Genomic DNA, 22,489 nt, shown 5'->3' on the forward strand with positions numbered 1-22,489 from the left:
TTCAGCCGCTTGTCGTATATAGGAGGCAAGGGTGACCAAGATTCTGGTGGATGTCGACGACGAGGCACTGGCGGACGCGGCCCGGGCGTTCGGCACCAAGACCAAGAAGGACACGGTAAACGTCGCGCTCCGCGAGGGCGCGGCACGTTTGCGCCGTGCCCGTGCCTTGACCGAACTCGCCGGGCGTGGGCGGGCCGGTGACTTCGACGAGTTGCTCGACAAGGACACCTACCGCTCGTGAAGCTCGCGGACTACCTGATCGACACGAGCGCTCTCGTCCGGCTTCTCCGCGACCCGGACGTGCTGGCCCGTTGGGAGCAGACGGTGACCGCCGGACTGGTTGCGGTCTGCCCACTGGTCGAACTGGAATTTCTCTACACCGCCCGGTCCGTCGCCGACCGCGCACAACTTGAGGAGCAACTCCGGACGGTCTTCGGCTGGGTGGCGATGCCCGACCGGATCTACGAGCGTGCCGCCGAGACGCAGCACGAGTTGACCGCCCAGGGCACACATCGGTCAGCCGGCGCCGTTGACCTGCTCATCGCCGCCACTGCCGAAGACCACGGCCTTTCGTTGCTGCACTACGACCGGGACTTCGATCAGGTCGGCGCGGTGACAGGTCAACCGATGCGCTGGCTGGCCCCACCCGGCGCCATCAAGTAGCGGGCCGTCTGATTCACGGAAACAGTGCTCATCCGGCGCGTGATGAGCACTGTTTCCGTGAATCCGCGCCGCTCGGCCGGGGGTTGTGGCGCGGTGGGGGTGGGGCGGGCATGCTTGGGGGGTGGCGGTTCACGTCGAGCGTGCGGGTGGCGTGACCACGGTGATCCTGGACCGGCCGGAGGCCCGTAACGCGGTGGACGGGCCGACCGCCCGGGCCCTTGCCGACGCGTTCCGCGCGTTCGACGCCGACCCGGACGCGGCGGTCGCCGTGCTCTGGGGCGCGGGCGGCACGTTCTGCTCCGGCGCCGACCTCAAGGCGATCGGCACGCCGCGCGGCAACCGGGTCGAGGCCGAGGGCGACGGCCCGATGGGTCCCACCCGGATGTCGCTGTCCAAGCCGGTCGTCGCCGCGATCTCCGGGTACGCCGTGGCCGGCGGGCTGGAGCTGGCGCTCTGGTGCGACCTGCGGGTCGCCGAGTCGGACGCCACGCTCGGCGTGTTCTGCCGCCGGTGGGGGGTGCCGCTGATCGACGGTGGCACGGTGCGGCTGCCCCGGCTGATCGGGGAGAGCCGGGCGATGGACCTCGTCCTCACCGGGCGTCCGGTGCCGGCCGACGAGGCGTACGCGATGGGTCTGGTCAACCGGCTGGTCGCGCCCGGTGCGGCCCGGGCGGAGGCCGAGCGGCTGGCCGCCGAGATCGCCCGGCATCCGCAGACCTGCCTGCGGAACGACCGGGCGGCGCTGCTCGGCGGCGCCGGCCGGCCCGAGCCGGAGGCGCTCGCGGTGGAGCTTGCCTACGGCGTGGAGTCGTTGGCGGTGGACGGGGTGCGCGGCGCCGGCCGGTTCGCCGCCGGCGCCGGCCGGCACGGCGCGCCGGCCGGCTGACCGCTCACTTCAGGTTGCGCAGCGCGTCCTCGATCGCCCGGTGGAACGTCGGGTACGCGTAGATCATGTGCCGGAGCTGGCTGATCGGCACCGCCGCGTGCACGGCCACCACGAGCGCGGAGAGCACCTCGCCGCCGGCCGGGCCGGCCGAGGTGGCACCGACGAGCACGCCCTGGTCGGCGTCGGCGACCAGCTTGATGAAGCCGGCGTTGCCGGTCTTGTGGATCCAGCCCCGGGTCGACGAGGTCAGGTCGGTGTAGCCGACCTGGACGTTGACGCCCCGGTCGCGGGCCTGCTGCTCGGTCAGGCCGACCGCGCCCACCTCGGGGTCGGTGAACGTGACCCGCGGCAACGCCCGGTAGTCGGCGACCGGGACGCTGCCCGGCGCGGCCGTCGGTCCGCCCGCGCTCATCGCGCCGCCGACCGCGCTGACCACGCCGGCCGCGCCGCCGACCACGCTCGCGGTGCCGCTGGCGTCCGGGCCACCCTTGGTACGCCGCATGTGGTCGAGCACGTCGGCCACCACGATGCCGGCCTGGTACATGGCGATGTGGGTGAACGCGCCCTCGCCGGTGAGGTCACCGACCGCCCAGATGCCGTCGGTGACGTGCATCCGGTCGTTGACCGGCAGGTAGCGCTGCCCGGCGTCCACGCCGGCCGTGTCCAGCCCCAGCTCCTCCAGGTGCGCCCGGCGGCCGGTCACCACGAGCAGCTTCTCGCCGGTGAACGTGGCGCCGTCGGCGTGGATGGTGAAGGTGCCGCCGTCGTGGCTGACCCGGCCGGCCTTGACCCCGGTGTGGATCTCCACCCCGTCGGCGCGGAGCGCCTCGGCGGCGAGCGCGGACGCCTCCGGCTCCTCGACGGCGAGCACCCGGTCGGACGCCTCGACGAGGGTGACCCGGACGCCGAACCGGGCGAACACCTGGGCCAGCTCCAGGCCGATCGCGCCGCCGCCGAGCACCAGCAGTGTGCCGGGCAGTTCCTCGACCTCGATGGCCTGGTGGTTGGTCCAGTAGGGCGTGTCGGCGAGCCCGTCGACCGGCGGGATCGAGGGCCGGGTGCCGGTGCCGAGGACCACCCCGAAGCGGGCTTCGAAGACCTGGTCGCCGACGCGGACCCGGTTCGGGCCGTCGAGCCGGCCGCTGCCGCGCACGAACCGGCCGCCCCGGCCGGTGAAACGGCCCACCGCCGCCCGGTCGTCCCAGGTGTCGGTGGCCTCCTCGCGGATCCGCTTCGCCACCGGCGCCCAGTCGGGTCGCACCTGGGCGGAGCCGGCCAGCTCGTTGACCCGGTGCGCCTCGGCCAGCGCGTTGGCCGCCCGGATCATCATCTTGCTCGGCACGCAGCCCCAGTAGGGGCACTCGCCACCGACCAGGTCCCGCTCGATGCCGACCACGTCGAGCCCGGCCTCGGCGAGTCGCCCGGCCACCTCCTCGCCGCCGACCCCGAGCCCGACCACGACCACGTCCACCAGTTCCGGCTCTGCCATGCCGCAAGCATTCCGCACCGCCGGATGTCGGGCCACCGGACCCGGCCGGAATTCCTGCGCCGGTAATGAGTGCTCTAACGCATCCAGACCGGGTCGGCGCCGGGCACGTCGAGCGGGGGCGGGTAGTCGAGCGTGCGGCGCACCTCGTCGGGCAGCCGCCACGGCTGGTGCACCGCCCTGCCGGCCACCGACTCCAGCTCCGGCACCCACCGCCGCACGTACGCGCCGTCAGGGTCGTACCGGTCGGCCTGGCGCACCGGGTTGAAGCCCCGGTACGGCCGGGTGTCGTTGCCGGTGCCGGCCACCCACTGCCAGTTGCCGGAGTTGTTGACCCGGTCGCCGTCGAGCAGCCAGCGGAAGAAGACCTCCAGCCCGGGCCGCCAGTCCAGCCCGAGGTGCTTGGTCAGGTAGCCGGCGGTGATCAGCCGGGCGCGGTTGTGCATCCAACCCTCGGCGCGCAGTTGCCGCATGCCGGCGTCCACGATCGGCATGCCGGTGCGCCCCTCGGTCCAGGCCGCCAGCGCGGCCGGATCGTCCCGCCAGTCCTCCCGGGCGCCCCGCCGGTACGCCGTCGTGCTCAGGTCCGGGAAACCGGCGACGACCTGATGGTAGAAGTCGCGCCAGCAGAGCTGCCGGACGAACGGCCCGTCGCGGTCGCCGGCCCGGTTCGCCACCGCCAGCGGGGAGACGCAACCCCATCGGAGGTACGGGCTGAGCCGGGAGGTGTCGTCGCCGGCCATGTCGTCGTGGATGTCGTCGTAGCGGTCGAGGGTGGGCAGCCACGCCTTGAGGCGACGCCGGGCGGCGCTCTCCCCGCCGGTGGCGGCGTCCGGGCTGTCGCCCTTCGGCGGCTCCGGCAGCCGGCCCGGGTCGACGCCGTCGGGGAGCCGGATCCGCTTCGGCGCGGCGAGCTCCTCCCGGAGACGAACTCCCTGCCAGGCGCGGAAGTAGGGGCTGAACACCCGGTAGTGGTCGCCGCCGGCGGGCCGGAGCGCGCCCGGGTCGACGATCGTCAGCCCGGGGAAGAGCCGCAGGAACATCCGGTGCCGCTCGCACTCTTCGCGCAGGCGGCGTTCCCGGCGGTGGGCGTACCGGCTCACGTCGGCGGAGAGCCCGATGCCCTCGGCGCCCACCTTCCGGGCCAGCTTGACGGTCTCGGCCACCGGGTCGCCGCGCCGGACCACCAGGTCGCCGCCGCGTCGGCGGAGCGCCTCGCGCAGCTCGGCCAGGCTCTGGTGCAGGAACCGGGTGCGGTTCGGCGAGAGCTTCGCGAGCGTCGGGTCGAGCACGTACAGCGGCACCACCCGGTCGAACGCCGAGGCCGCCGCGGCCAGCGCCGGGTGGTCGTGCACCCGCAGGTCGCGGGTGAACAGCACCACCGCCGTACGCTCGGTCATCCGGCCACGGCCGAGGCCGACGCCCGCGCCGGACCGGGCACCCGCACCGGCGTGCCGGCGGGGGTGAGCAGCGCCCGCGCGGCCACCGCCATCCGCCGCCGCTGCGGCACCAGGGCCCGGCGGACGAAGACGTCGAAGCCCTGCCCGGCCACCTCGTCGAGGATCCCGCCGTAGAGCGCGTACGCGGTGCGCATGCACGCCTGCGAGGCCGGGTGGAGCAGCGGGATGCCCGGCGCGGCGGCGAGGTAGTGGGCCTGCGCGCGGGTCACCTCGTACTCGATCAGCTCGCGGATCGCCGGGGTGGCGCGGCCGGCGGCCTGGGCGGCGAGCAGATCGTCGCGGGTCAGGTCGAACTTGGCCAGGTCCTCGTCGGGCAGGTAGGTCCGGCCCCGGTCGAGGTCCTCGGCGACGTCCCGGACGAAGTTGGTGAGTTGGAACGCGAAGCCGAGCTGCCGGGCCGGCTCCCGGGCGGCGGCCGGGTCGGAGCTGCCCAGGATCGGCAGCATCATGGTGCCGATGACGGCGGCCGAGCCCTCCATGTAGTCGAGCAGGTCGTCGTAGGTCGGGTACGACGTGACCGTCAGGTCCATCGCCATGCTGCGCAGAAACGACGCGAAGTCGTCGCGGTCGAGGTCGAACACGGCGATGGTGTGCAGCACCGCGGGGAGCAGCGGGTCGTCGACCGACGCACCGTGCAGGCCGGCGACGAAACGGTCGGACCACTCACGCAGCCGGGCGGCGCGCTCGGCGGGCGGCAGGTCCTCGGTGCGGTCGACGATCTCGTCCGCGTAGCGGGTGAACCCGTACAGCGCGTGCACATGCCGTCGTTTCCATGCGGGGAGCAGCCGGGTGGCGAGATAGTAGGTGCGGCCGTGACGCCGGTGCAGCTCGCGACAGCGGTCATAGGCAGCGGTGAGATCGGTGTCCACCGGCCCCTCCTCGGTTTCGACGCAGAAATCGACGCAACTCGTGAGCCTAGGGTACGCTCCTTCACATGGCCAACGACGCAGTTGCGGATAATGCGCTCCGCGTCGCGCCGGCACAGCCGGAAGCGACTGACGATCCGGTCCACGGCGTACTGGCCGCGTTCACCCAAGACCTGGTCACCGGCGTCGACGACACCCTGGCGGCGTTCCTGGCCGCCGAAGTCGACGCACTCACCGAGATCGACGCGGCGATGGGTGCTTTCGCCGCGACCGCCCGCGACTCCGTGCTCGTCGGTGGCAAGCGGGTGCGTCCGACGTTCGCCTACTGGGGCTGGCGCGGGGTGGTCGGCGGCGACGGGCCGCTGCCCTCGGTGCTGCCCGCCCTGTCCGCGCTGGAACTGCTGCACACGTTCGCGCTCGTGCACGACGACGTGATGGACGCCTCCGACGTCCGGCGCGGTCGACCCACCGCGCACCGGGCCGCCGCCGCCCGGCACCGGGCCGCCGGACACACCGGCGACCCCGACCGGTACGGCGAGGCGGTCGCCGTACTCATCGGCGACCTCTGCATGGTCTGGGCCGACCGGCTCATGGGGCGCGCCGCCGTGCCGGCCGACCGGCTGCTCGACGTGCGCCGCTGCTACGACCAGATGCGGGTGGAGACCGTCGCCGGGCAGTTCCTGGACGTGCTCGGCGAGCACGACGGGGCGAACTGGTCGGTCGACCGGGCGCTGCGGGTGGCCCGCTACAAGACCGCCAGCTACACCGTCCAGCGCCCGCTGCTCTTCGGCGCCGGCCTGGCCGGCGCCGACGCGGACGGCCCGCTGACCGCCGCGTACACCCGCTACGGGCTGGCCGTCGGCGAGGCGTTCCAACTCCGTGACGACCTGCTCGGCGTCTTCGGCGACCCGGCCACCACCGGCAAGCCGGCCGGGGACGACCTGCGCACCGGCAAGCCGACCCCGCTGCTCATGCTGGCCCGGCAGCTCGCCGACCCGGCCCAACGCCGCGCCCTGGACCGGGCCGGTTCGGTGGGCGGCGCGCGCGAGCTGGCCCGGTTGGCCGACGTGGTCCGGGACACCGGCGCCGCGACCCGGGTGGAGCGGATGATCTCCGAACGGGTGGCCGAGGCGCTGTCCGCGCTCGACACCGCACCCATCGACGAGACGGCGCGCACGGCGCTCACCGGTCTCGCCACCGCAGCCACCGAACGGCGGTCCTGATGAGCAACCTCGTGACCAAGGGAGCCGGAATGCGCACCGTCGACGGACGGACCGACCGCGTCGTCGTGGTCGGCGCCGGGCTGGGTGGGCTGGCCTGCGCGCTGCACCTGGCGGGCAGCGGCCGGCAGGTGACCGTGTTGGAACGCGAGCCGGTGCCGGGTGGGCGCGCCGGCCGGCTCAGCGTCGACGGGTACGAGTTCGACACCGGTCCGACCGTCCTCACCATGCCCGACCTGATCGCCGAGGCGCTCGGCGCGGTCGGCGAGGAGTTGACCGACTGGCTCGACCTGACCCCGCTCGACCCGGCGTACCGCGCGTACTACCCGGACGGGTCGACGCTCGACGTCATCACCGACACCACCCGGATGGCCGCCGAGATCTCCCGCGTCTGCGGCCCCCGCGAGGCGGACGGCTACCTGCGTTTCGTCGACTACGCCCGCAACCTGTGGAAGTGGGAGCGGGCCGACTTCATCGAGCGCAACCTCGACGCGCCGACCGACCTGATCACCGGCAACCTGCTGAAGCTGCTCGCCAACGGCGCGTTCCGGCGGCTCCAGACGAAGATCAACCAGTTCTTCCGCGACCCGCGTACCCAGCGGATCTTCTCCTTCCAGGCGATGTACGCCGGCCTGTCGCCGCACGACGCGCTCGCCATCTACACCGTCATCGCGTACCTCGACTCGGTAGCCGGGGTGAGCTTCCCGCGCGGTGGCATCCACGCGGTCTCCCGCGGCATGGCCGGCGCGGCCGAGAAGCACGGCGTGCAGATCCGGTACGACACCACGGTGACCCGGGTCGAGACCGCCCACGGCCGCGCCACCGGCGTGATCACCTCCGACGGCGAGGTCGTCCCCGCCGACGTGGTGGTGCTCAACCCCGACCTGCCGGTCGCCTACCGGGACCTGCTGCCGGAGAGCCGGCAGCGCCGGCTGACCTACTCGCCGTCCTGCGTGGTGCTGCACGTCGGTTCGACGCAGGGTTATGGCAAGATCGCTCACCACAACATCCACTTCGGACGCGCCTGGAAGGGCACGTTCGACGAGGTGATCCGGCGAGGCGAGCTGATGACCGACCCGTCGCTGCTGGTGACGAACCCGAGCCGCACCGACCCGTCGGTGGCCCCGGCCGGGAAGCACACCTACTACGTGCTGGCCCCGGTGCCGAACCTCGACCGGGCCCCGTTCGACTGGCCCGGCGACCTCACCGACCGCTACGCCGACCAGCTCGTGCACACCCTTGAGGAACGCGGCTACGTGGGCTTCGGCGACGGCATCGAGGTGCTGCGCGCCGTCACCCCGGCCGGCTGGGCGGCGCAGGGCATGGCCGCGGGCACCCCGTTCGCCGCCGCCCACAGCCTCTTCCAGACCGGCCCGTTCCGCCCGTCGAACCTGCACCGGACCCTGGGCAACGTGGTCTTCGTCGGCTCCGGCACCCAACCCGGCGTGGGCGTGCCGATGGTGCTGATCAGCGGCAAGCTCGCCGCCGCCCGGATCACCGGGGAGGGCGCGTGACCGCGCGGGAGGACCACCTGGTCGAGCTGGTCGACGACGGTGGCCGGGCCATCGGCCAGACAAGCGTGGCCAGCGCCCACCAGCCGCCCGGCCGGCTGCACCGGGCCTTCTCGGTGCTCCTGGTCGACCCCGCCGGGCGGGTGCTGCTCCAGCAGCGGGCCGCGGTGAAGACCCGGTTCCCGCTGCGCTGGGCCAACTCCTGCTGCGGGCACCCGCTGCCCGGCCAGTCGCTCGTCGAGGCCGCCAACCGCCGCCTCGCCGAGGAACTCGGCCTCGGCCCGTTCGACCTCACCGAGGTGGGGATCTACCTCTACTACGCCGAGGACCCGGCGACCGGTCGGGTCGAGTTCGAGTACGACCACGTGCTGCGCGCCGACGTACCCGCCGACCTGCCCACCCGGCCCGACCCGGACGAGGTGGCCGAGCTGCGCTGGGTCGATCCGGCGGCGGTGGCGGCCGATCTCGACGCCGCCCCCCGCACGTACGCCCCCTGGCTGGGCGGCGTGGTGAACCGGCTGCTGCACCCGGCCGATCCGTTCCGGTCCGGCGCGCCGGCCACCGAGGCACCGGAGCGGTCGGGTGGCCGATGAGGCGTTGAGCGCGGGGGCCGTCGCGCGCCGGCTCGGCGTGGCCGTCACCACGCTGCGTACCTGGCACCAGCGCTACGGCCTCGGTCCCAGCGAGCACGTGCCGGGCCACCACCGGCGCTACACGCCCGCCGACCTCGCTCGCCTGGAGATCATGCGGCGGCTCACCGCCGAGGGGGTCGCACCCGCCGAGGCGGCTCGTTGGGCCCGGCAGGCGCCGACCGTACGCCCGCCGGAACGGCTCGGGTCAAAGGTCGGCCACCTGACGGTCCGCGACGGCGGCGGCGCCACCATCCCGGTCGGCCGGGCCGGACCGGTCGCGCGTGGCCTGGCCCGGGCCGCCATGCGGCTGGACTCGGTGACGATCGCCCGCACCATCGCCGACGCCGTCGCCGCGGACGGGGTGGTGGCGACCTGGGAGGCCCTGCTCCGGCCGGTGCTCGCCGGCATCGGGGAACGACACGCGGCGACCGCCGGGCTGATCGAGGTGGAGCACCTGGTGTCCCGGTGCGTCTCCGAGGCGTTCGCCGCGGTGGCCCGGGCACACCCCACCGCCGGGCCGCCCCGGATCCTGCTCTCCTGCGCCGACGAAGAGCAACACTCCCTGCCGTTGGAGGCGCTGGCCGCCGCGCTCGCCGAGGCCGGTGTGAGCTATCGCATGCTCGGTGCCCGGATGCCCGTGGCCGCCCTGGTCGAGGCGGTCAACCGGACCGGGCCGGCGGCCGTGGTGCTCTGGTCGCACACCCGGGCCACCGCCGACCCGCACCAACTCGCCGCGCTGCTGGCCGTTCCGCGCCGGCCGCTGCTGGTGCTGGCCGCCGGGCCGGGCTGGCGGGCGGACTCGCTGCCGGCCGGGGTGGTCCGCCCGGTCGACCTGGCCGAGGCGCTCTCGCTGGCCGTGGCCGTCCGGGATTCGCTCGACCAGTCGGCGGCGGGCTGACGCCCCCCTCTCCCACTCGGGGGTGGCGTCCACTACGGTCGGAAAGTCCATCTGACCCCGACCCCTCCGGGAGCGACAGATGCGTCCACGCACCGTGCTGGCGTTCGCCCTCGGCCTGGTACTTTTCGTCGCCGGCTGCGGCGGTTCGGGCAAGACCCCGGAGAAGGTCGCCGCCTCGCCCTCCGCCACGTCCACGCCGAAGCCGACGTCCAGTCCGACACCTCGGCCGACCCGCACCACCCCATCACCGAAGCCGAAGCTGCGACCGCTGCCCAAGAAGCTCCCGGCCGGCCTGCACCGGCGCAGTGGCAGCCCCGGGGTGGCGCTCACCTTCGACGACGGGCCGGACCCCCGCTACACCCCGCAGATCCTGGCCCAGCTCCGGGCGGCTCACGTCACCGCGACGTTCTGCCTGGTCGGCAGGCAGGCCAAGCATTACCCGGAACTGGTGGCCCAGATCGTCCGGGAGGGTCACCAAATCTGCAACCACAGCTGGCGGCACGACCTCGACCTCGGCCGGCGCCCGGTCGCGGAGATCCGGGCCGACCTGGAGCGAACGAACCGGGTCATCCGCGAGGCGGCCCCGAAGGCGCAGATCACCTGGTTCCGCCAGCCCGGCGGCCGGTGGACCGCCGAGGAACTCGCCGTCGCCGACCAGCTGGGGCTGCGCCCGTTGCACTGGAGCGTCGACCCGCAGGACTGGGACCACCCACCGGCGCAGAAGATCATCAAGCGGGTGAGGTCCTCCACCCACCACGGTTCGGTCGTGTTGATGCACGACGCGGGCGGCGACCGGACCCAGACGATGGCCGCCTGCCGGCACCTGATCCCGGATCTCAAGCGGCGGTACGGGATCGCCCGACTGCGGTGACACCGCCGCTGAGCTGCGGCTCTGCCCGGTGATGTGCCCGCGGCCATACCGGTTTGGCCGGCGGAGGAGGCATGACATATGCTCTTCATGCCTCCGGCGGGGCCGGATGGGAGCAAGTCCGCTTGATGTTGCGAGTGTGCAATGATGGCGGGGCCGCCCTCATCGTCTAGCGGCCCAGGACGCCGCCCTTTCAAGGCGGTAGCACGGGTTCGAATCCCGTTGGGGGCACGATCCGGCTCACGCCGGAGGCAACACCAGCCAGGTCCTGTGGAGCAGTTGGAGTGCTCGCCGCCCTGTCAAGGCGGAGGTCGCGGGTTCAAGTCCCGTCAGGACCGCAAGCGCTGACGCCGCGCACATCATTGCGCGGCGTTCTGCGTATCGGCCGTGCGGTAGCATGTGCCGAGCACCACGGCCAGGTAGCTCAGTTGGTACGAGCGTCCGACTGAAAATCGGAAGGTCGGCGGTTCGACCCCGCCCCTGGCCACATAGCCTTTCGCCGGGCTACCAGGGCGGTGACCAGCAGAAATGCGGTCACCGCCCTTTTGATGTAGCCACCGCCTCCATCGATGGAGGTCCTCGCGGCCTCGGCTGCCCGTGAGCCCAAGGGCTCACGCACCGTCACGACGCCTCGCCGATATAAGCGAAAGTGATGGCCAGAGGTCTGCGAGTAGCTGCTTAGGCCTGCAGACCGAAGCGGGCCGACAGTTCGGCCCCGTGGGTCTGATGAAGCCAGCCATCGTCTCCGGCCTCGTCCGGCCGAGTTCGCCCCGGTAGCTCCCACGTGTGGCCCCCAGCCTGGTCAGCCAGCAAGCCAGTTGTCGCCGGGCCCTCCTTGCCCCGCACTACTGCCAGACACGCCGACGCGAGTCGCTACTTCCGCGTTAAAAATCTGGCTGATAATATCGCGCCCATGATTAACCAGGACGTCGAGCGGATCCGCGCAGCTCTCACGTCACTCTGTGAACCACTTCACGACGTCTTCACCTGGGCCGACCAGCGGCGTCGGGCTGCGCTGCCCGAGTTCGATGAAGTGGCACAGTATGGGTGGTACGCGACGCACAGCGTCCGCGCCTTCGCCCACCTTCGACTCGGCGGTCTGCACATCAGCCCTTGGGGTTTGGCCGGGAACCATGCCCGCAACGGCGAGCTCTGGTTGACCGACGGTGACTACCGAGTGCGTCTTCTTCATGCGGTTCGTGACTCGGACGTCCCTCCCGCCGGGAGCAACGCCGCGCGTCAGGCGTACTACAGGAACCCTCCGCTCTTCACGATGCTGCAGCAGCGCCTCTTCGGCCCGCCGGATGATCGACTGCTGTTCGTTTGGCGAATCGACCCGAAGACGGGCGTTCCCACCTTCCGAGTGGTTAGACCTATCGGGAACTGGAAGTGGGGCGATCGCGCCAAGACGGACATCGACTTCATCCTGCCGGAGACGGCTGAGGATCTTGCTGCACTAGAGTTCGAGCCCTCGGACGAAGGCATGGAGCTAAGCATCCCGAACGAGGATGAACTGGAAGGCGGGAGCGAGAATGCTGGCGGCAGCGCCGGGTGAGCGGCTAAAGACCCTGCGCGACATCCTCGGACTGACACAGAGTCAGCTAGCTGAGGTGTCTGGCGTCAGCCAGCCCTGGATCTCCGAGGTGGAAACGTCCAGCAGAGACGCGGCCGACGACAAGCTGAAGCAGATTGCTGACGCAACCGGCACACCCGTTAGCTTCTTCCAGGCGCGACCCTCGTCTGTCCCGCTCGACAGCCTCCGATTTCGGAAGTCTTCCGCAGCCAGGAAGACCACGACTCGGCGGGTACATGCCATCTACGGTGAGAGCTACCGTGTCACCGAAGACCTGGTAGACGCCGAGGGCTATCCCACCCCGTCACTTCCCTTTGCATCCGGGGAGGCGCCCCTAACGAACACCGAGATCGAACAGTTAAGCCGCGAGACGCGTGAGGCGCTGCAGCTGGCGCCTGACAAGCCCATCCCGCATCTGACTCGTGCGCTTGAGCGTGCCGGCATCGCAGTAGCACCAATGGTCCTCCCGGACGCTGGCGGTGAGGAGCAAGCCGCGGTCGGGCACTTTGGTGTCTCCCACTGGGGCGGCCTCGGCGCAACAGCCTTGATCGGCTATTTCCCCGGGCATCAAGGTGACCGGGACCGCTTCACACTAGGGCATGAGCTCGGACATCTGGTGCTTCACACCTTCCGACCCCGCACGACACACAACCAAGCGGAAGAGGAAGCCAACCTCTTTGCCACGGCCTTGCTAATGCCTCTCGACCGCGCACAAACCAGCATGTCAGACGCGCTTTCGCTCTCGGACTACGCAAGACTCAAAGCGACTTGGGGCGTTTCTATCCAGGCTTTGATCATGCGAGGCTACACAGTCGGGGCCATCGGTGATACTCGCAAGAACTCCTTGTTCGTGCAGCTATCTGCAAAGGGCTGGAGGAAGCATGAGCCGGTCTCGGTAGGACACGAATCGCCGAAGCTGTTGTGGACGTTGCTCTCTCGGCGCTTTGGACCGCGCCCGTACCTTCAAGGGTCAGAAAAGCTCGCAATCCACCCAACCGTCTTGAGGTCAATCGCCCCCACCCCTCAGCTGGCTCGTGCTGCCGAGAGCCAAGTCGGGCCGACTCGGGAAAGCCATATTCGGGTTGTGAGCATCGAATCACGACGTAAGGCGATGCGACGCAGAGCTTAATGCCTGGGCGCCTAAGATCCTTGGAGCGCCCGTGGCCGGCGGGGCCCGGGAGCATCCAGCCTGCGGCGATGTCGGCGGGTGAAGCGCCGTGTAGATCGAGTCTACGAGCAGCGGCTTGATCCCGACGTTCCTCGGACAGTTTGGCGTTCTCGACCAACTGCGCCACGCGGGCTGCCACGTCCAGCAATTCACCGCCGTTGCCCCTCGGCTCACCTGCAGACGGGAAACGCAGCGGGCACACTGCCCCCGTTCTCGCGACAAGCGCCAAGACGCCGTTCGGCCGGGCGGGCTGTACGTAGGCCTGTGCAGGGGCAATACTCGGCTCGTGACAGAAGCGGCCGGCCGCGCGTTCCGTGAAGCGGCAGTGTCCTGGCGGACTGTGTGGAACGAGCTGTATCCGGAGGACAACAACGACCCGCACGACGATGACTATGTTACGGAGATGCACCGGCTTCGAGGGTTGATCATGGCGCAGGCGGCGGAGACGGAGACCGTTCTCGGGATGATTCTCGTTCGCCTTGATCCTGGGCAGAACGTCGCCCGCCCCGCCGGGCAACTCCTCCGCTCCATTCGGCAGAGGCTCGACGAGCAGAGGCGCTTGCACTGGTCCACCAGCCTGGACTTGATCTACGACGCGATCAAGTGCCGCAACAAGGCCGTACATCGCCCCGTTGAAGTCGGCTCCTCGTGGTTGCCCTACAGCACTGGGGATGGTGGCGAGTGGGTACCGGTCATCACCCTAATGTGTGGCCAGGAGTACGACGTGCAGGACCTACGCAGAGATCTTGCGTTGCAGCATCGCGCGACAGCCGAGGCGGTGCGACTGCTCCGATCCCTCGACGGATGAGTGCTGGGATCAAGATGGAAATGCGGACCTCGGTGAGGTCCGCATTTTTTAATCTAGCGCCGCATCTGGCGGACTTCCTCGTCAGGCAGCCGTAGACCGTTCAGCGTCCTGTGGTGCTCGGCGAACTGATCCGCCCCGACTAATCACTGAGGAGGGCCGGGCCTCGGGGCGAAGCCCGAGGTCTTCGACTTACTCCTCCTCGCCAAGTCCTCCTCGTCGACGTCGTCGATGACCCCCTTAGCCGGCTTTGAGCGCATCCCGCCCAAGGCCGCCGCCGCTTCCTCGTTAGACTCCGGCATCAGGTGCCCGTAGATCTCACTCGTCACAGCCAGGGTGGCGTGGCCGAGCCGGCGCGATACCACCAACTGTGGAACGCCCCGGGCAAACATCCACGCCGCGCACGAGTGCCGCAGCCGGTGGGGCCACCGTCCGGCACATCCAGGCTCAGTACCCCTGAACAGTCGCAATCGGACACAGCGTCCGGGCCGGGCCCGATGTGGTTGACGCACCGGTTCCACCCCGGCGACAGACATGCCCCGCAAGGCTTCCCGTGGTCGTTGGTCCCGCCGTGGTCTCGGCACCGTCCCTTCAGGCCTTGCACCCGCTCACCGCGAACGCCGGTCGGCGTTCTGCTTTTCGCCTCGGCTTTCGGCGGGACCTCGGAGGGTCTACGGTGTGGCGGTGTCCGAGCAGTGGTCGTTGACCGTCGACTGCGCGAGTCCGCGCGAGTTGGCGGCGTTCTGGTGCCTCGCGCTGGGATACGTCCCGGCCGCCCCGCCGGCCGGGTTCGCCTCCTGGGAGGCGTGGCAGGCCCACTTCGAGATCCCCGAGGACGAGTGGGACGACGGCGCCTTCATCGAGGACCCGGACGGCGTCCGGCCCGGGGTGTCGTTCCTGCGCGTGCCGGAGCCGAAGGTGGTCAAGAACCGCATGCACTTCGACGTCCACGTCGGCGGCGGCCGGCAGGAGCCGTTCGAGGTCCGCTGGCCGCGGGTCCGGGCGGCGGTCGACAAGCTGGTGACGGCGGGCGGGACCGTGCTCCGGGTCGACGAACCGGACGGGACGCCTGACCACGTGACGATGGCCGACCCCGAGGGCAACGAGTTCGACGTTCTCTAGACCGCCTGCATCCAGGGTGGATCTTGGAAGCTCCGGGCCCCTCCAGGGGCCGTTTCTCTCCAAGATCTGGCGCTCTGCGGCGTTCACCGGCCCGGGCGCTGCTGACGGTGCTGAGCCATGCCGCTCTGGATCGCCTCCCAGACGCTCCGGCCGGCCTGCCGCAGTGTCTGCCCGGCCTGCCCGGCCAACTGCGCCGCCCCGGCTCCGGGAGGCTGTGCTGTCCCACCCGATGCGGCGCCAGCACCCGGCCCGCCACCCTCCGCTGACCTGGCACTGTCACCCGACCCGCTGTCGCCACCCGGTTCGGCGTCGCCACCTGCCTCGGCCGACTGCTTCCGCCCTCCTTCGGAAGGTTCGCCCCGGGCGGTCCGGAACGGTGGGCGGGGCTCGGTGTCGCCGGCCGCCGCCGCGAGGGGCCGGTCCACCAGCTCACCGGCCCCGACCACCCGCCGTCCGGTCCGGTCCACGACCGGCGCCGCGACCTGGCCGGCCGTCCGGTGCACGTCGTCGACGACGGCCCCGGCGGACCGGGCCAGCGCGTCGATCAGCTCGGGATTGCGGTCGATCGTCGCCAGGGCCCGGTCCAGGATCTGCACCAGCTTCTCCAGCCGTACCTTCAGCAGGGCCTCGGCCCGGACGCCGGCGATGTCCAGCTCGACGCCCTCCAGGTGCACCCGGACGCCGGCGTCGATCTGGAGCAGGTTGGCCAGCCGGGCGCGCAACGAGAGGTCCGCGTCGAGCCCGTCCACCGCCAGCCGGATCTCGTCAACCGACAGTTCCGGCACGTCGAGCAGGACGTCCGGCTCCGCTTCGGCCGTACCCCGGGAGGTCGGTTGTTCGGGCTTCCGCTCGGCGGCGCCGCTGTCGCTCATGCTCCCGCTCCCCCATCGGCCGGTTCGGGTCAGCGGCGGTTACCCGATTTCCGGTACGGCATCCATGAGTCACGTGTCCCCTGGTGACCGCCGGTGCGACCGCTTCCGTTGTCGGGACGGCGGGTCCCCGTTGTCCGAAAGCGGGCGAAACCGAAGCTGCACAGCGAGACATCAGCCGGTATGGTCCGGGCTTATGGGACAGGAGATGGCCGATCCGGATGAGGTCCGGCAGGAATCCGACCGCTTCTCCCTCCGCAGCAGCCTCCTCGTCCCGGCGCCCGCCGAGCAGGCGTACGCCGTCTTCACCGGCGCGCTTGCCGACTGGTGGGTACGCGAATACACCTGGTCCGGGCCGGAGGCACTGGCCGCGCTCGGCATGGAGCCACGGGCCGGCGGGATGCTCTACGAGATCGGCCCGTACGGCTTCCGCAACGACTGGGGTCGCGTGCTGACCTGGGATCCGCCCCGGCGACTGGTGTTCACCTGGCAGATCGGGCCGGACCGGGTGCCGCTGCCGGATCCGGCCCGGGCCAGTGAGGTGGAGGTGCTCTTCCACCCCGAAGGCCCCGAGTCGACCCGGGTGGACGTCGAGCACCGCTACTTCGACCGGCACGGCACGGCCGCCGAGGACTACCGGGAGGTGCTCACCGCCGGCTGGCACGAACTGCTCTGCCGCTATCTGGCGACGGTCGCCCGTACCACCGTCTGAGCGCCGGGCGGGACGCCGCCGGACCGGTCAGCCGCCGGCTATCCCGGGGCTCGCGCCGGCGCCGGTCAGCCCGCTGCCGCCCAGGTCGGCGCGACGACCGGCGGCGGCGCCGGGAGCGAAGCCGCCCCCGGCGAGCCGGCGGCGCGGGGCGGTACGCAGTCGCGGGTACACCTCGGCGAGGCGGCGTTGGACACGGTCGGAGCGGTCGGCCAGCACCAGCGCCACCGAGGGCGCCCCGGCCTCGGCGACCGCCCCGGCCTCGGCCGCCCGCAGCCGCTCGGCGACGACCTGGGCGAAGCCGGCGAGCCAACTGCGCCGGAACGCGGCCGGATGCTCCCCGACCGGCACCACCGTCCCGGCCAATCCGTGTGCCGCCTGCACCAGCAGCGAGGTGAAGAGCAACTCGACCCGTTCCAGGTCGCTGGCGAAGCCGAACAGGTGCATCACGTAGGTGTCGCCCTGCCGTCGGCGTACGCAGCGGCACCGCAGCGGGTCCGCGACGGCAGCGAGCAGACCGGCCTTGTCCCGCGCGTACGGCGCGACCACCTCGACCGTGCGGTCCCCGATCGGATCGACGGCCGGCTCGCGGGCGGCGAGCAGCGCGCGGTCGACGCCGTACCGGGCGATCAGCTCGGTGGCCTTGGCCATGAAGGTGGCCGACTCGGCGGGCGTGCAGGCCGGGTCCTCGGCCTGGGCGAGCAGCTTGCGCACCTTGCCGAGCATCGCCTGGGACATCAGTCAGAGGTATCACAACGCGGGGGCGCGGTGTCAGCCCTCCCGGCTGCGCAGCGTGGCGATGGTCGAGCCGGCGAGCGTGAGCAGGCAGGCGGGCAGCAGCCCGTCGGCCGCCGCCGCGCCGAACAGCGCCTCACCGGTGTCGGCGTCGTCGTTGGCATACGCGCTGACGAAGCGGGCCACCCAGCGGGTGTCGTAGTCGGCCTGGTCGATGCCGGGGAAGTCGAGGGCGGCGGCGCCACCGGGAGCGTCGTCGCCGAGCATGGTGGCGGCCAGGCACCAGGCCACCCCGTACGCACCGGCCAGCCCGCGGCGGTCCACCACCGCGTCGAAGGCGCCGACCACGCCGTCGCCGTCGCCGGCCAACGCCGAACGGAGCACGGCGGTCGCGTCGTCGAGCGTCTGCTGTGCGTCGTCGGTCACCTGCGGAACAGTAACGCCGGAGGGCAAACCGGTGACCCGGAAACGGGTCGACGATCACGCAGAGTCATTCCCGCAGTCGAGGTGCCGACGGAGCCAGGTCCACGGTCCCGCGTGCTGCGCGGGCACGCTAATGTGCGCAGCGGACCTTCGCCGGAGGAAGGACGACCATGCTTGGAAATCGCACGTCGCGCGCGGCCCTGTCCATGGCCTGCGCGGCGCTCCTGCTCGCTACCAGCGCCTGCGGGAGTGACGAGCCGAAGGACGCGGCCACCACCCAGGTCCGCCTCTACGGCACCGACGGCAATATGCAGAACTCCTTCGCCGCGGAACTCAAGGACCGGGCAAATCTTCTCAACGGGATGAAGGGCACCACCCCCCTGACACCGTTGCCGGAGAGCTTCAAGGAACGGCTACGCAACGTCGATCCGAAGTTGACCGACTACCTCTACTCCGCCGAGTCCTACGACGCCGTGGTGATCAGCGCCCTGGCCGCCCAGGTGGCCGGCACCACCGCGCCGGCCGAGATCGCCAAGCAGATCGTCGGGGTGACCACCGGCGGCCAGATCTGCGACACCGTGAAGTCCTGCCTCCAGCTGGCCCGCGCCGGCCAGGACCTGGAATACCGGGGTGTGTCGCTGAACCGGGCCGGATTCACCGACACCGGCGAGCCGGCCACCGCGAGCTACGGCACGCTGCACTTCGACAACCAGAAACTCGACGACGCGAAGACCGAGTTCGTCGGCGCCGGCGAGGAGTCCGGGGTGAGCACCAAGACCCCACCGCGCGGTCGCAAGCCCCGCGGCGGGAAGGCGAAGGACGCGCCGCTGCTCATCGGCGGCCTGCTGCCGAAGACCGGTGACCTGGCACTGGCGTACCCGCCGATGGCCGCCGGGGTCACGCTCGCGATCAACGAGGTCAACGCCGGCGGCGGGGTGCTCGGCGAGCCGGTCAGGTTCATCGCGGGCGACGACGGCACCAACCCGGCGGTGGCGAAGGCGACGGTGGCCTCGCACGTCAGCGAGGGCGTCTCGGTGATCATCGGCGCCGGCGCGTCCGGCATCTCCCGCGAGGTGCTGCCGGACGTGGTGGCGGCCGGACGGATCCTCTTCTCCCCGTCGAACACCGACGCCGGGTTGAGCACCATCGACGACAAGGGCCTCTACTTCCGCACCGCGCCGCCGGACAGCCTCCAGGGCCGGGCGCTCGCCGACGTGATGCTGCGGGACGGGCCCCGCAAGATCGTGCTCCTGGCCCGGAAGGACTCCTACGGCGAGGGCCTCCAGGAAAACGTCCGGTCCGAGCTGGAGAAGGCCGGGGTGGGCGCGGACCGGGTCAAGCTGCTCACCTACATGCCGCCGGCCGACCCGAACACGCCCGTCGACTTCACCGGCATCGCCCAGGACATCAAGAGCTTCGGGCCGGAGGCGGTGCTGGTGATCGGGTTCGGCGAGTCGGCGGGGGCGATCACCGCACTGGCCGACGCCGGGGTCCAGATCCGGAACTGAGCCGCCAGGCATCGCGGGCCGCACCGGTGGATCCGGTGCGGCCCTCGCCGTGGCGCCTCAGCGTGCCCGGCGCCGCTCCAGGAAGTCGGTCATCCGCCGATGCTTCTCCTCGTCCTCGAAGAGCACCGCCTGGCTCAGCAGGTCGAGCTGCGGGTGCGCGGCCGGTGGCGCGTCCACCGCCAGCTTGGTCAGCCGCAGGGCCAGCGCGGAGCCCTTGCCGATCTCGTCGAGCAGGTTGTGGGCGGCGGGCAGCAGCTCCGCCGGCGCCGGCACCACCCGGTTCACCAGGCCGATCCGCAGCGCCTCGTCCGCCCCCACCCGCCGGCCGGTGAAGAGCATTTCCTTGGCCCGAGCCTCGCCGATCAGCGCCGGCAACCGGTAGGTCGCGCCGGCGCCGGCCAGGATGCCCAACCGCACCTCGGGCTGGCCGAAGACCGCACGCTCCGTGCACACCCGAAGATCGCAGGCGTACGCCAGCTCGGCGCCGCCGCCGAGCGCCGGGCCGTCGACCGCCGCCACGGTGGGCAGCGGCAGCGCCCGGATCCGGGCGAAGACGCCCTGGTTGATGGCGGCCAGCGCGTCCAGCCGACCGCGTTCGCGGAGCTGCGCGATGTCGGCGCCACCGGCGAAGATGCCGTCCGTCCCGCCGGTGAGCAGCATCAGCCGGGGGCGGGCCTCCAGTTCGGCGCAGACGTCGTGCAGTTCACCGACCAGGTCGGCGTCGATCGCGTTGCGCTTCTCCGGCCGGTCGAGCGTGACCACGAGCCGGTCCGCCAGTTCCTCGATCCGCAGCCCACTCATTGCTGTGCCAGCCTTTCGTTCGCGACTGCGGGGCTCGCAAGCTCACTCCTCGCGCTCACCGTGCTTGCCTTTCGTTCGCGACTGCGGGGCTCGCAAGCTCACTCCTCGCGCTCACGTCGAACGCCGCCTTCCCAGGTGTAGAAGCCCTGCCCGGACTTCTTGCCCAGCTTGCCGGCGGCGACCATCTCGGCAAGCAGCGGCGGCGGCGCGAACCGGTCACCGTACGCGGCCTGGAGGGTGCGGGCGATGTCGAGCCGGACGTCCAGCCCGACCAGGTCGGTCAGCTCCAGCGGGCCGACCGGGTGCCGGTAGCCGAGCACCATCGCCTTGTCGATGTCGGCCGGGTCGGCCACCCCGTCGGCCACCATCCGGATCGCCTCCAGGCCGAGCGTGACACCGAGCCGGGAGGTGGCGAAGCCGGGCATGTCGCGTACCACGACGGGGTCCTTGCCCAGGCGCGCCGCGAGCGTGACGGCCGCCGCGGTGGTCTCCGGCGCGGTGGCCGGGCCGACCACGACCTCGAGCAGCGCCATCGCCCAGACCGGGTTGAAGAAGTGCAGCCCGAGGAAGTCCCCCGGACGGTCCAGCCCGGCGGCCAGCTCGGCGATCGGGATGCTCGACGTGTTGCTGCCCAGCAGCGCCGGTCGGCGACCCTCGGCCTCCCGGAGCACCGTCCGCTTGAGGTCGAGCCGCTCGGGCACCGCCTCGACGATCACGTCCGGTCCGTCGGCAACCTCGGCCAGGCCGGTACGCGGCGTCACCCGCACCCGGTTGGCGGTGGCCGCCTCGGCGGTCAGCTTCCCGCGCGCGACGGCGCGGTCCCACAGCTCGCCGAGCCGCCGGACGGCGTCCGCCCCCCGCTGCGGGTCGACCTCGACCAGCTCGACCGCGTATCCGGCGCCGGCCGCCACGTAGGCGATGCCGAGGCCCATGGTGCCGGCTCCGACGACCACAAATCGACCACTCATCGTGTCCCCTCGTCGCGGCGGTGGCGCACGGGGTCTCCGCCGCCCGGCCGGCCGCTCGCTCGATCCTGGATGCGACCCTATGCGTCGGCGGGGCCGCCGGGCATGCGTGGGGGGCGGGCGGACGGGGTAAAGACCGCCGTCAACGCCGAAGGAAGGATCGAGATGAGCCAGGCACCGGAGAGCGCGGAGAGCACCGAGACGGTCGAGACGCGCGGTGACGAGCGGGTGGACCTGCTTCGCGCGGACACCAACAACGACGGCAAGACCGACGTGTGGGTGGTGGACACCGACGGCGACGGCAAGGCCGACCTGTTCCAGTTCGACACCGACGGCGACGGCAAGGTGGACATCACCATGGTCGACATCGACGAGGACGGCACCCCGGACGAGGTGGTCGACGGCGACGGCGGCCTGCCGCCCGAGCAGACCACGCCCACCGTCCAGGTCTGAGAGGTAAGGCGGGGGCCCTTCTTATCGCCTACGCGATAGGAGGGGCCCCTTCTTAACCTCTCAGCGTGAGCGTGGCGAGATAGTAGGGGTGATCGGTGTCGTCCACGTCGGTCAGTCGCCACGGGCTGTCCTGGACCAGCTCGGCGAACTCCGTGGGCGAGCAGACCAGGTAGTCGAACCAGTCGGTGCCGAGCAGCCGGTAGCGCAACCGCAGCCGTAGCTGCCCGCCCAGCCGGCCCCGCCGCCGGTTCGCCTCGTGGTAGCCGGTGTGCACCGGATCGGTGGTGCCGTACGGGTCGGTGCCGTGGGCGATCACCCGTGCCCCGGGTCGGGCCAGCGCGGCGAGCGCGGCCAGCAGCACCGGGGCCCGCTCGCGGCCCTCGAACAGGCCGAGGTTGTTGCCGAGCAGCAGGAACGTGTCGTAGCGCCGGCCGCTGGCGGCGTGCTCGTCGACGGTGGCGTGCACCAGCTCGCGTACGCCCCGGTGACGGCTGACCCGCAGCGCGCCGAGCGAGGTGTCCAGCCCGGTGACCGGCACCCCGCGCTCCTGGAGGTGCAGCGCGATCCGACCGCCGCCCACGCCGATGTCGAGCACGTGCCCGTGGACCCGGTCCACCGCCCGGTGGTCGTGCGGCTGCCACTGCGGCGGCGGGTCCAGGTAGTGCCCGGCGGGCGCGCCGTTGACCAGCCCGTCGTCCCGCTCGATGATCTCGATGACCGGGCGCGGCAGGCGTCCGCCGGCCATCGGCCGGGGGCCGACCCCGGTGGCCACGGCGTACGCGTCGCGGATCATCTCGCCGAACACGTCGCCGATCGTTGGTTCGGGGGTCATGCGAGCACGCTATCCGGGCTCGGCAGCGCTGTCGCG

General features: G+C 71.6%; 25 protein-coding genes and 3 tRNA genes. 18 read left to right on the forward strand and 10 right to left on the reverse strand.

All coding sequences use genetic code 11. The features are described from left to right. Positions 1-31 precede the first annotated feature (31 nt). From O7602_RS28050 to O7602_RS28060, 3 genes are all read left to right on the forward strand, one after another. On the forward strand, positions 32-241 hold the full coding sequence (locus O7602_RS28050; protein WP_281585601.1) for a type II toxin-antitoxin system VapB family antitoxin: 210 nt from the start codon (positions 32-34) through the stop codon (positions 239-241). Continuing rightward, complete coding sequence (locus O7602_RS28055; protein WP_281585602.1) at positions 238-663, forward strand: PIN domain nuclease; 426 nt, start codon at positions 238-240, stop codon at positions 661-663. Before O7602_RS28050 ends, O7602_RS28055 begins: the two co-directional genes overlap by 4 nt. A 121-nt stretch (positions 664-784) precedes the next feature. After that, on the forward strand, positions 785-1,549 hold the full coding sequence (locus O7602_RS28060; RefSeq protein WP_281585603.1) for a crotonase/enoyl-CoA hydratase family protein: 765 nt from the start codon (positions 785-787) through the stop codon (positions 1,547-1,549). Between the two features lie 4 nt (positions 1,550-1,553). On the opposite strand, the gene O7602_RS28065 is transcribed toward O7602_RS28060, so the two are convergent. The 3 genes from O7602_RS28065 to O7602_RS28075 all read right to left on the reverse strand — a co-directional run bounded on the left by O7602_RS28065 (position 1,554) and on the right by O7602_RS28075 (position 5,364). After that, complete coding sequence (locus O7602_RS28065) at positions 1,554-3,038, reverse strand: FAD-dependent oxidoreductase (protein WP_281585604.1); 1,485 nt, start codon at positions 3,036-3,038, stop codon at positions 1,554-1,556. Positions 3,039-3,112: 74 nt separating this feature from the next. Beyond that, positions 3,113-4,435, reverse strand: coding sequence for a deoxyribodipyrimidine photo-lyase (locus tag O7602_RS28070; protein ID WP_281585605.1), 1,323 nt, complete (start codon positions 4,433-4,435; stop codon positions 3,113-3,115). Continuing rightward, on the reverse strand, positions 4,432-5,364 hold the full coding sequence (locus tag O7602_RS28075; RefSeq protein WP_281585606.1) for a phytoene/squalene synthase family protein: 933 nt from the start codon (positions 5,362-5,364) through the stop codon (positions 4,432-4,434). The genes O7602_RS28070 and O7602_RS28075 overlap by 4 nt, the downstream gene beginning before the upstream one ends. A gap of 65 nt (positions 5,365-5,429) precedes the next feature. Here O7602_RS28075 and O7602_RS28080 point away from each other — a divergent pair, with 65 nt between their 5' ends. The 11 genes from O7602_RS28080 to O7602_RS28130 all read left to right on the forward strand — a co-directional run bounded on the left by O7602_RS28080 (position 5,430) and on the right by O7602_RS28130 (position 14,039). Continuing rightward, the gene (locus tag O7602_RS28080; protein WP_281585607.1) at positions 5,430-6,584 is read left to right on the forward strand and encodes a polyprenyl synthetase family protein; all 1,155 of its coding nucleotides are present in this window, start codon (positions 5,430-5,432) and stop codon (positions 6,582-6,584) included. Between the two features lie 29 nt (positions 6,585-6,613). Beyond that, a complete protein-coding gene (gene crtI, locus O7602_RS28085; RefSeq protein ID WP_281590582.1) occupies positions 6,614-8,095 on the forward strand; it encodes a phytoene desaturase family protein in 1,482 nt (493 codons plus the stop codon). Beyond that, on the forward strand, positions 8,092-8,685 hold the full coding sequence (gene idi / locus O7602_RS28090) for an isopentenyl-diphosphate Delta-isomerase (RefSeq protein WP_281585608.1): 594 nt from the start codon (positions 8,092-8,094) through the stop codon (positions 8,683-8,685). The genes crtI and idi overlap by 4 nt, the downstream gene beginning before the upstream one ends. Further along, positions 8,675-9,622, forward strand: a complete 948-nt coding sequence (locus O7602_RS28095) for a MerR family transcriptional regulator (protein ID WP_281585609.1) — start codon at positions 8,675-8,677, stop codon at positions 9,620-9,622. Before idi ends, O7602_RS28095 begins: the two co-directional genes overlap by 11 nt. Before the next feature lie 79 nt (positions 9,623-9,701). Continuing rightward, positions 9,702-10,493: a polysaccharide deacetylase family protein gene (locus tag O7602_RS28100; protein ID WP_281585610.1), complete on the forward strand. Its 792-nt coding sequence runs from the start codon at positions 9,702-9,704 to the stop codon at positions 10,491-10,493. Positions 10,494-10,648: 155 nt separating this feature from the next. Further along, a tRNA-Glu gene (locus tag O7602_RS28105) sits at positions 10,649-10,721 on the forward strand. A 33-nt stretch (positions 10,722-10,754) separates the two neighbouring features. After that, a tRNA-Asp gene (locus O7602_RS28110) sits at positions 10,755-10,828 on the forward strand. Between the two features lie 75 nt (positions 10,829-10,903). Beyond that, a tRNA-Phe gene (locus O7602_RS28115) sits at positions 10,904-10,977 on the forward strand. A 426-nt stretch (positions 10,978-11,403) separates the two neighbouring features. Then, a complete protein-coding gene (locus O7602_RS28120) occupies positions 11,404-12,045 on the forward strand; it encodes a hypothetical protein (protein WP_281585611.1) in 642 nt (213 codons plus the stop codon). Then, positions 12,023-13,192: an XRE family transcriptional regulator gene (locus O7602_RS28125; protein WP_281585612.1), complete on the forward strand. Its 1,170-nt coding sequence runs from the start codon at positions 12,023-12,025 to the stop codon at positions 13,190-13,192. Before O7602_RS28120 ends, O7602_RS28125 begins: the two co-directional genes overlap by 23 nt. Before the next feature lie 325 nt (positions 13,193-13,517). Continuing rightward, complete coding sequence (locus O7602_RS28130; RefSeq protein ID WP_281585613.1) at positions 13,518-14,039, forward strand: hypothetical protein; 522 nt, start codon at positions 13,518-13,520, stop codon at positions 14,037-14,039. Positions 14,040-14,182: 143 nt separating this feature from the next. On the opposite strand, the gene O7602_RS28135 is transcribed toward O7602_RS28130, so the two are convergent. Next, on the reverse strand, positions 14,183-14,365 hold the full coding sequence (locus O7602_RS28135; RefSeq protein ID WP_281585614.1) for a hypothetical protein: 183 nt from the start codon (positions 14,363-14,365) through the stop codon (positions 14,183-14,185). A gap of 355 nt (positions 14,366-14,720) precedes the next feature. Between O7602_RS28135 and O7602_RS28140 the strand changes: the two genes are divergently transcribed. Continuing rightward, entirely contained in the window at positions 14,721-15,158 is a 438-nt protein-coding gene (locus tag O7602_RS28140; protein ID WP_281585615.1) for a VOC family protein, read from the forward strand. Positions 15,159-15,241: 83 nt separating this feature from the next. On the opposite strand, the gene O7602_RS28145 is transcribed toward O7602_RS28140, so the two are convergent. Then, positions 15,242-16,030 (reverse strand): hypothetical protein, encoded by a 789-nt coding sequence (locus O7602_RS28145; RefSeq protein WP_281585616.1) that lies wholly within the window; start codon positions 16,028-16,030, stop codon positions 15,242-15,244. Positions 16,031-16,223: 193 nt separating this feature from the next. Between O7602_RS28145 and O7602_RS28150 the strand changes: the two genes are divergently transcribed. Next, on the forward strand, positions 16,224-16,739 hold the full coding sequence (locus O7602_RS28150) for an SRPBCC family protein (protein WP_281585617.1): 516 nt from the start codon (positions 16,224-16,226) through the stop codon (positions 16,737-16,739). Between the two features lie 27 nt (positions 16,740-16,766). Here O7602_RS28150 and O7602_RS28155 read toward each other — a convergent pair whose 3' ends face one another. Both O7602_RS28155 and O7602_RS28160 read right to left on the reverse strand, forming a co-directional pair. After that, positions 16,767-17,474, reverse strand: coding sequence for a DUF2786 domain-containing protein (locus O7602_RS28155; protein ID WP_281585618.1), 708 nt, complete (start codon positions 17,472-17,474; stop codon positions 16,767-16,769). A 33-nt stretch (positions 17,475-17,507) separates the two neighbouring features. After that, positions 17,508-17,897 carry a hypothetical protein gene (locus O7602_RS28160; protein ID WP_281585619.1) on the reverse strand — a complete coding sequence of 130 codons (390 nt, stop codon included), beginning with the start codon at positions 17,895-17,897 and terminating at the stop codon, positions 17,508-17,510. A gap of 167 nt (positions 17,898-18,064) precedes the next feature. Between O7602_RS28160 and O7602_RS28165 the strand changes: the two genes are divergently transcribed. Next, a complete protein-coding gene (locus O7602_RS28165; protein ID WP_281585620.1) occupies positions 18,065-19,402 on the forward strand; it encodes an ABC transporter substrate-binding protein in 1,338 nt (445 codons plus the stop codon). Between the two features lie 57 nt (positions 19,403-19,459). Here the strand turns inward: O7602_RS28165 and O7602_RS28170 are convergent, their stop codons facing one another. Beyond that, on the reverse strand, positions 19,460-20,203 hold the full coding sequence (locus O7602_RS28170; protein ID WP_281585621.1) for an enoyl-CoA hydratase/isomerase family protein: 744 nt from the start codon (positions 20,201-20,203) through the stop codon (positions 19,460-19,462). Positions 20,204-20,301: 98 nt separating this feature from the next. Then, positions 20,302-21,171: a 3-hydroxyacyl-CoA dehydrogenase family protein gene (locus O7602_RS28175; protein WP_281585622.1), complete on the reverse strand. Its 870-nt coding sequence runs from the start codon at positions 21,169-21,171 to the stop codon at positions 20,302-20,304. A 162-nt stretch (positions 21,172-21,333) separates the two neighbouring features. Between O7602_RS28175 and O7602_RS28180 the strand changes: the two genes are divergently transcribed. Continuing rightward, the gene (locus tag O7602_RS28180; protein WP_013283434.1) at positions 21,334-21,621 is read left to right on the forward strand and encodes a hypothetical protein; all 288 of its coding nucleotides are present in this window, start codon (positions 21,334-21,336) and stop codon (positions 21,619-21,621) included. A 52-nt stretch (positions 21,622-21,673) separates the two neighbouring features. Here the strand turns inward: O7602_RS28180 and O7602_RS28185 are convergent, their stop codons facing one another. Further along, entirely contained in the window at positions 21,674-22,453 is a 780-nt protein-coding gene (locus O7602_RS28185; protein ID WP_281585623.1) for a class I SAM-dependent methyltransferase, read from the reverse strand. Between the last annotated feature and the right edge of the window lie 36 nt (positions 22,454-22,489).

The sequence above is a fragment of the Micromonospora sp. WMMD1128 genome, assembly GCF_027497235.1.
Lineage (GTDB): Bacteria > Actinomycetota > Actinomycetes > Mycobacteriales > Micromonosporaceae > Micromonospora.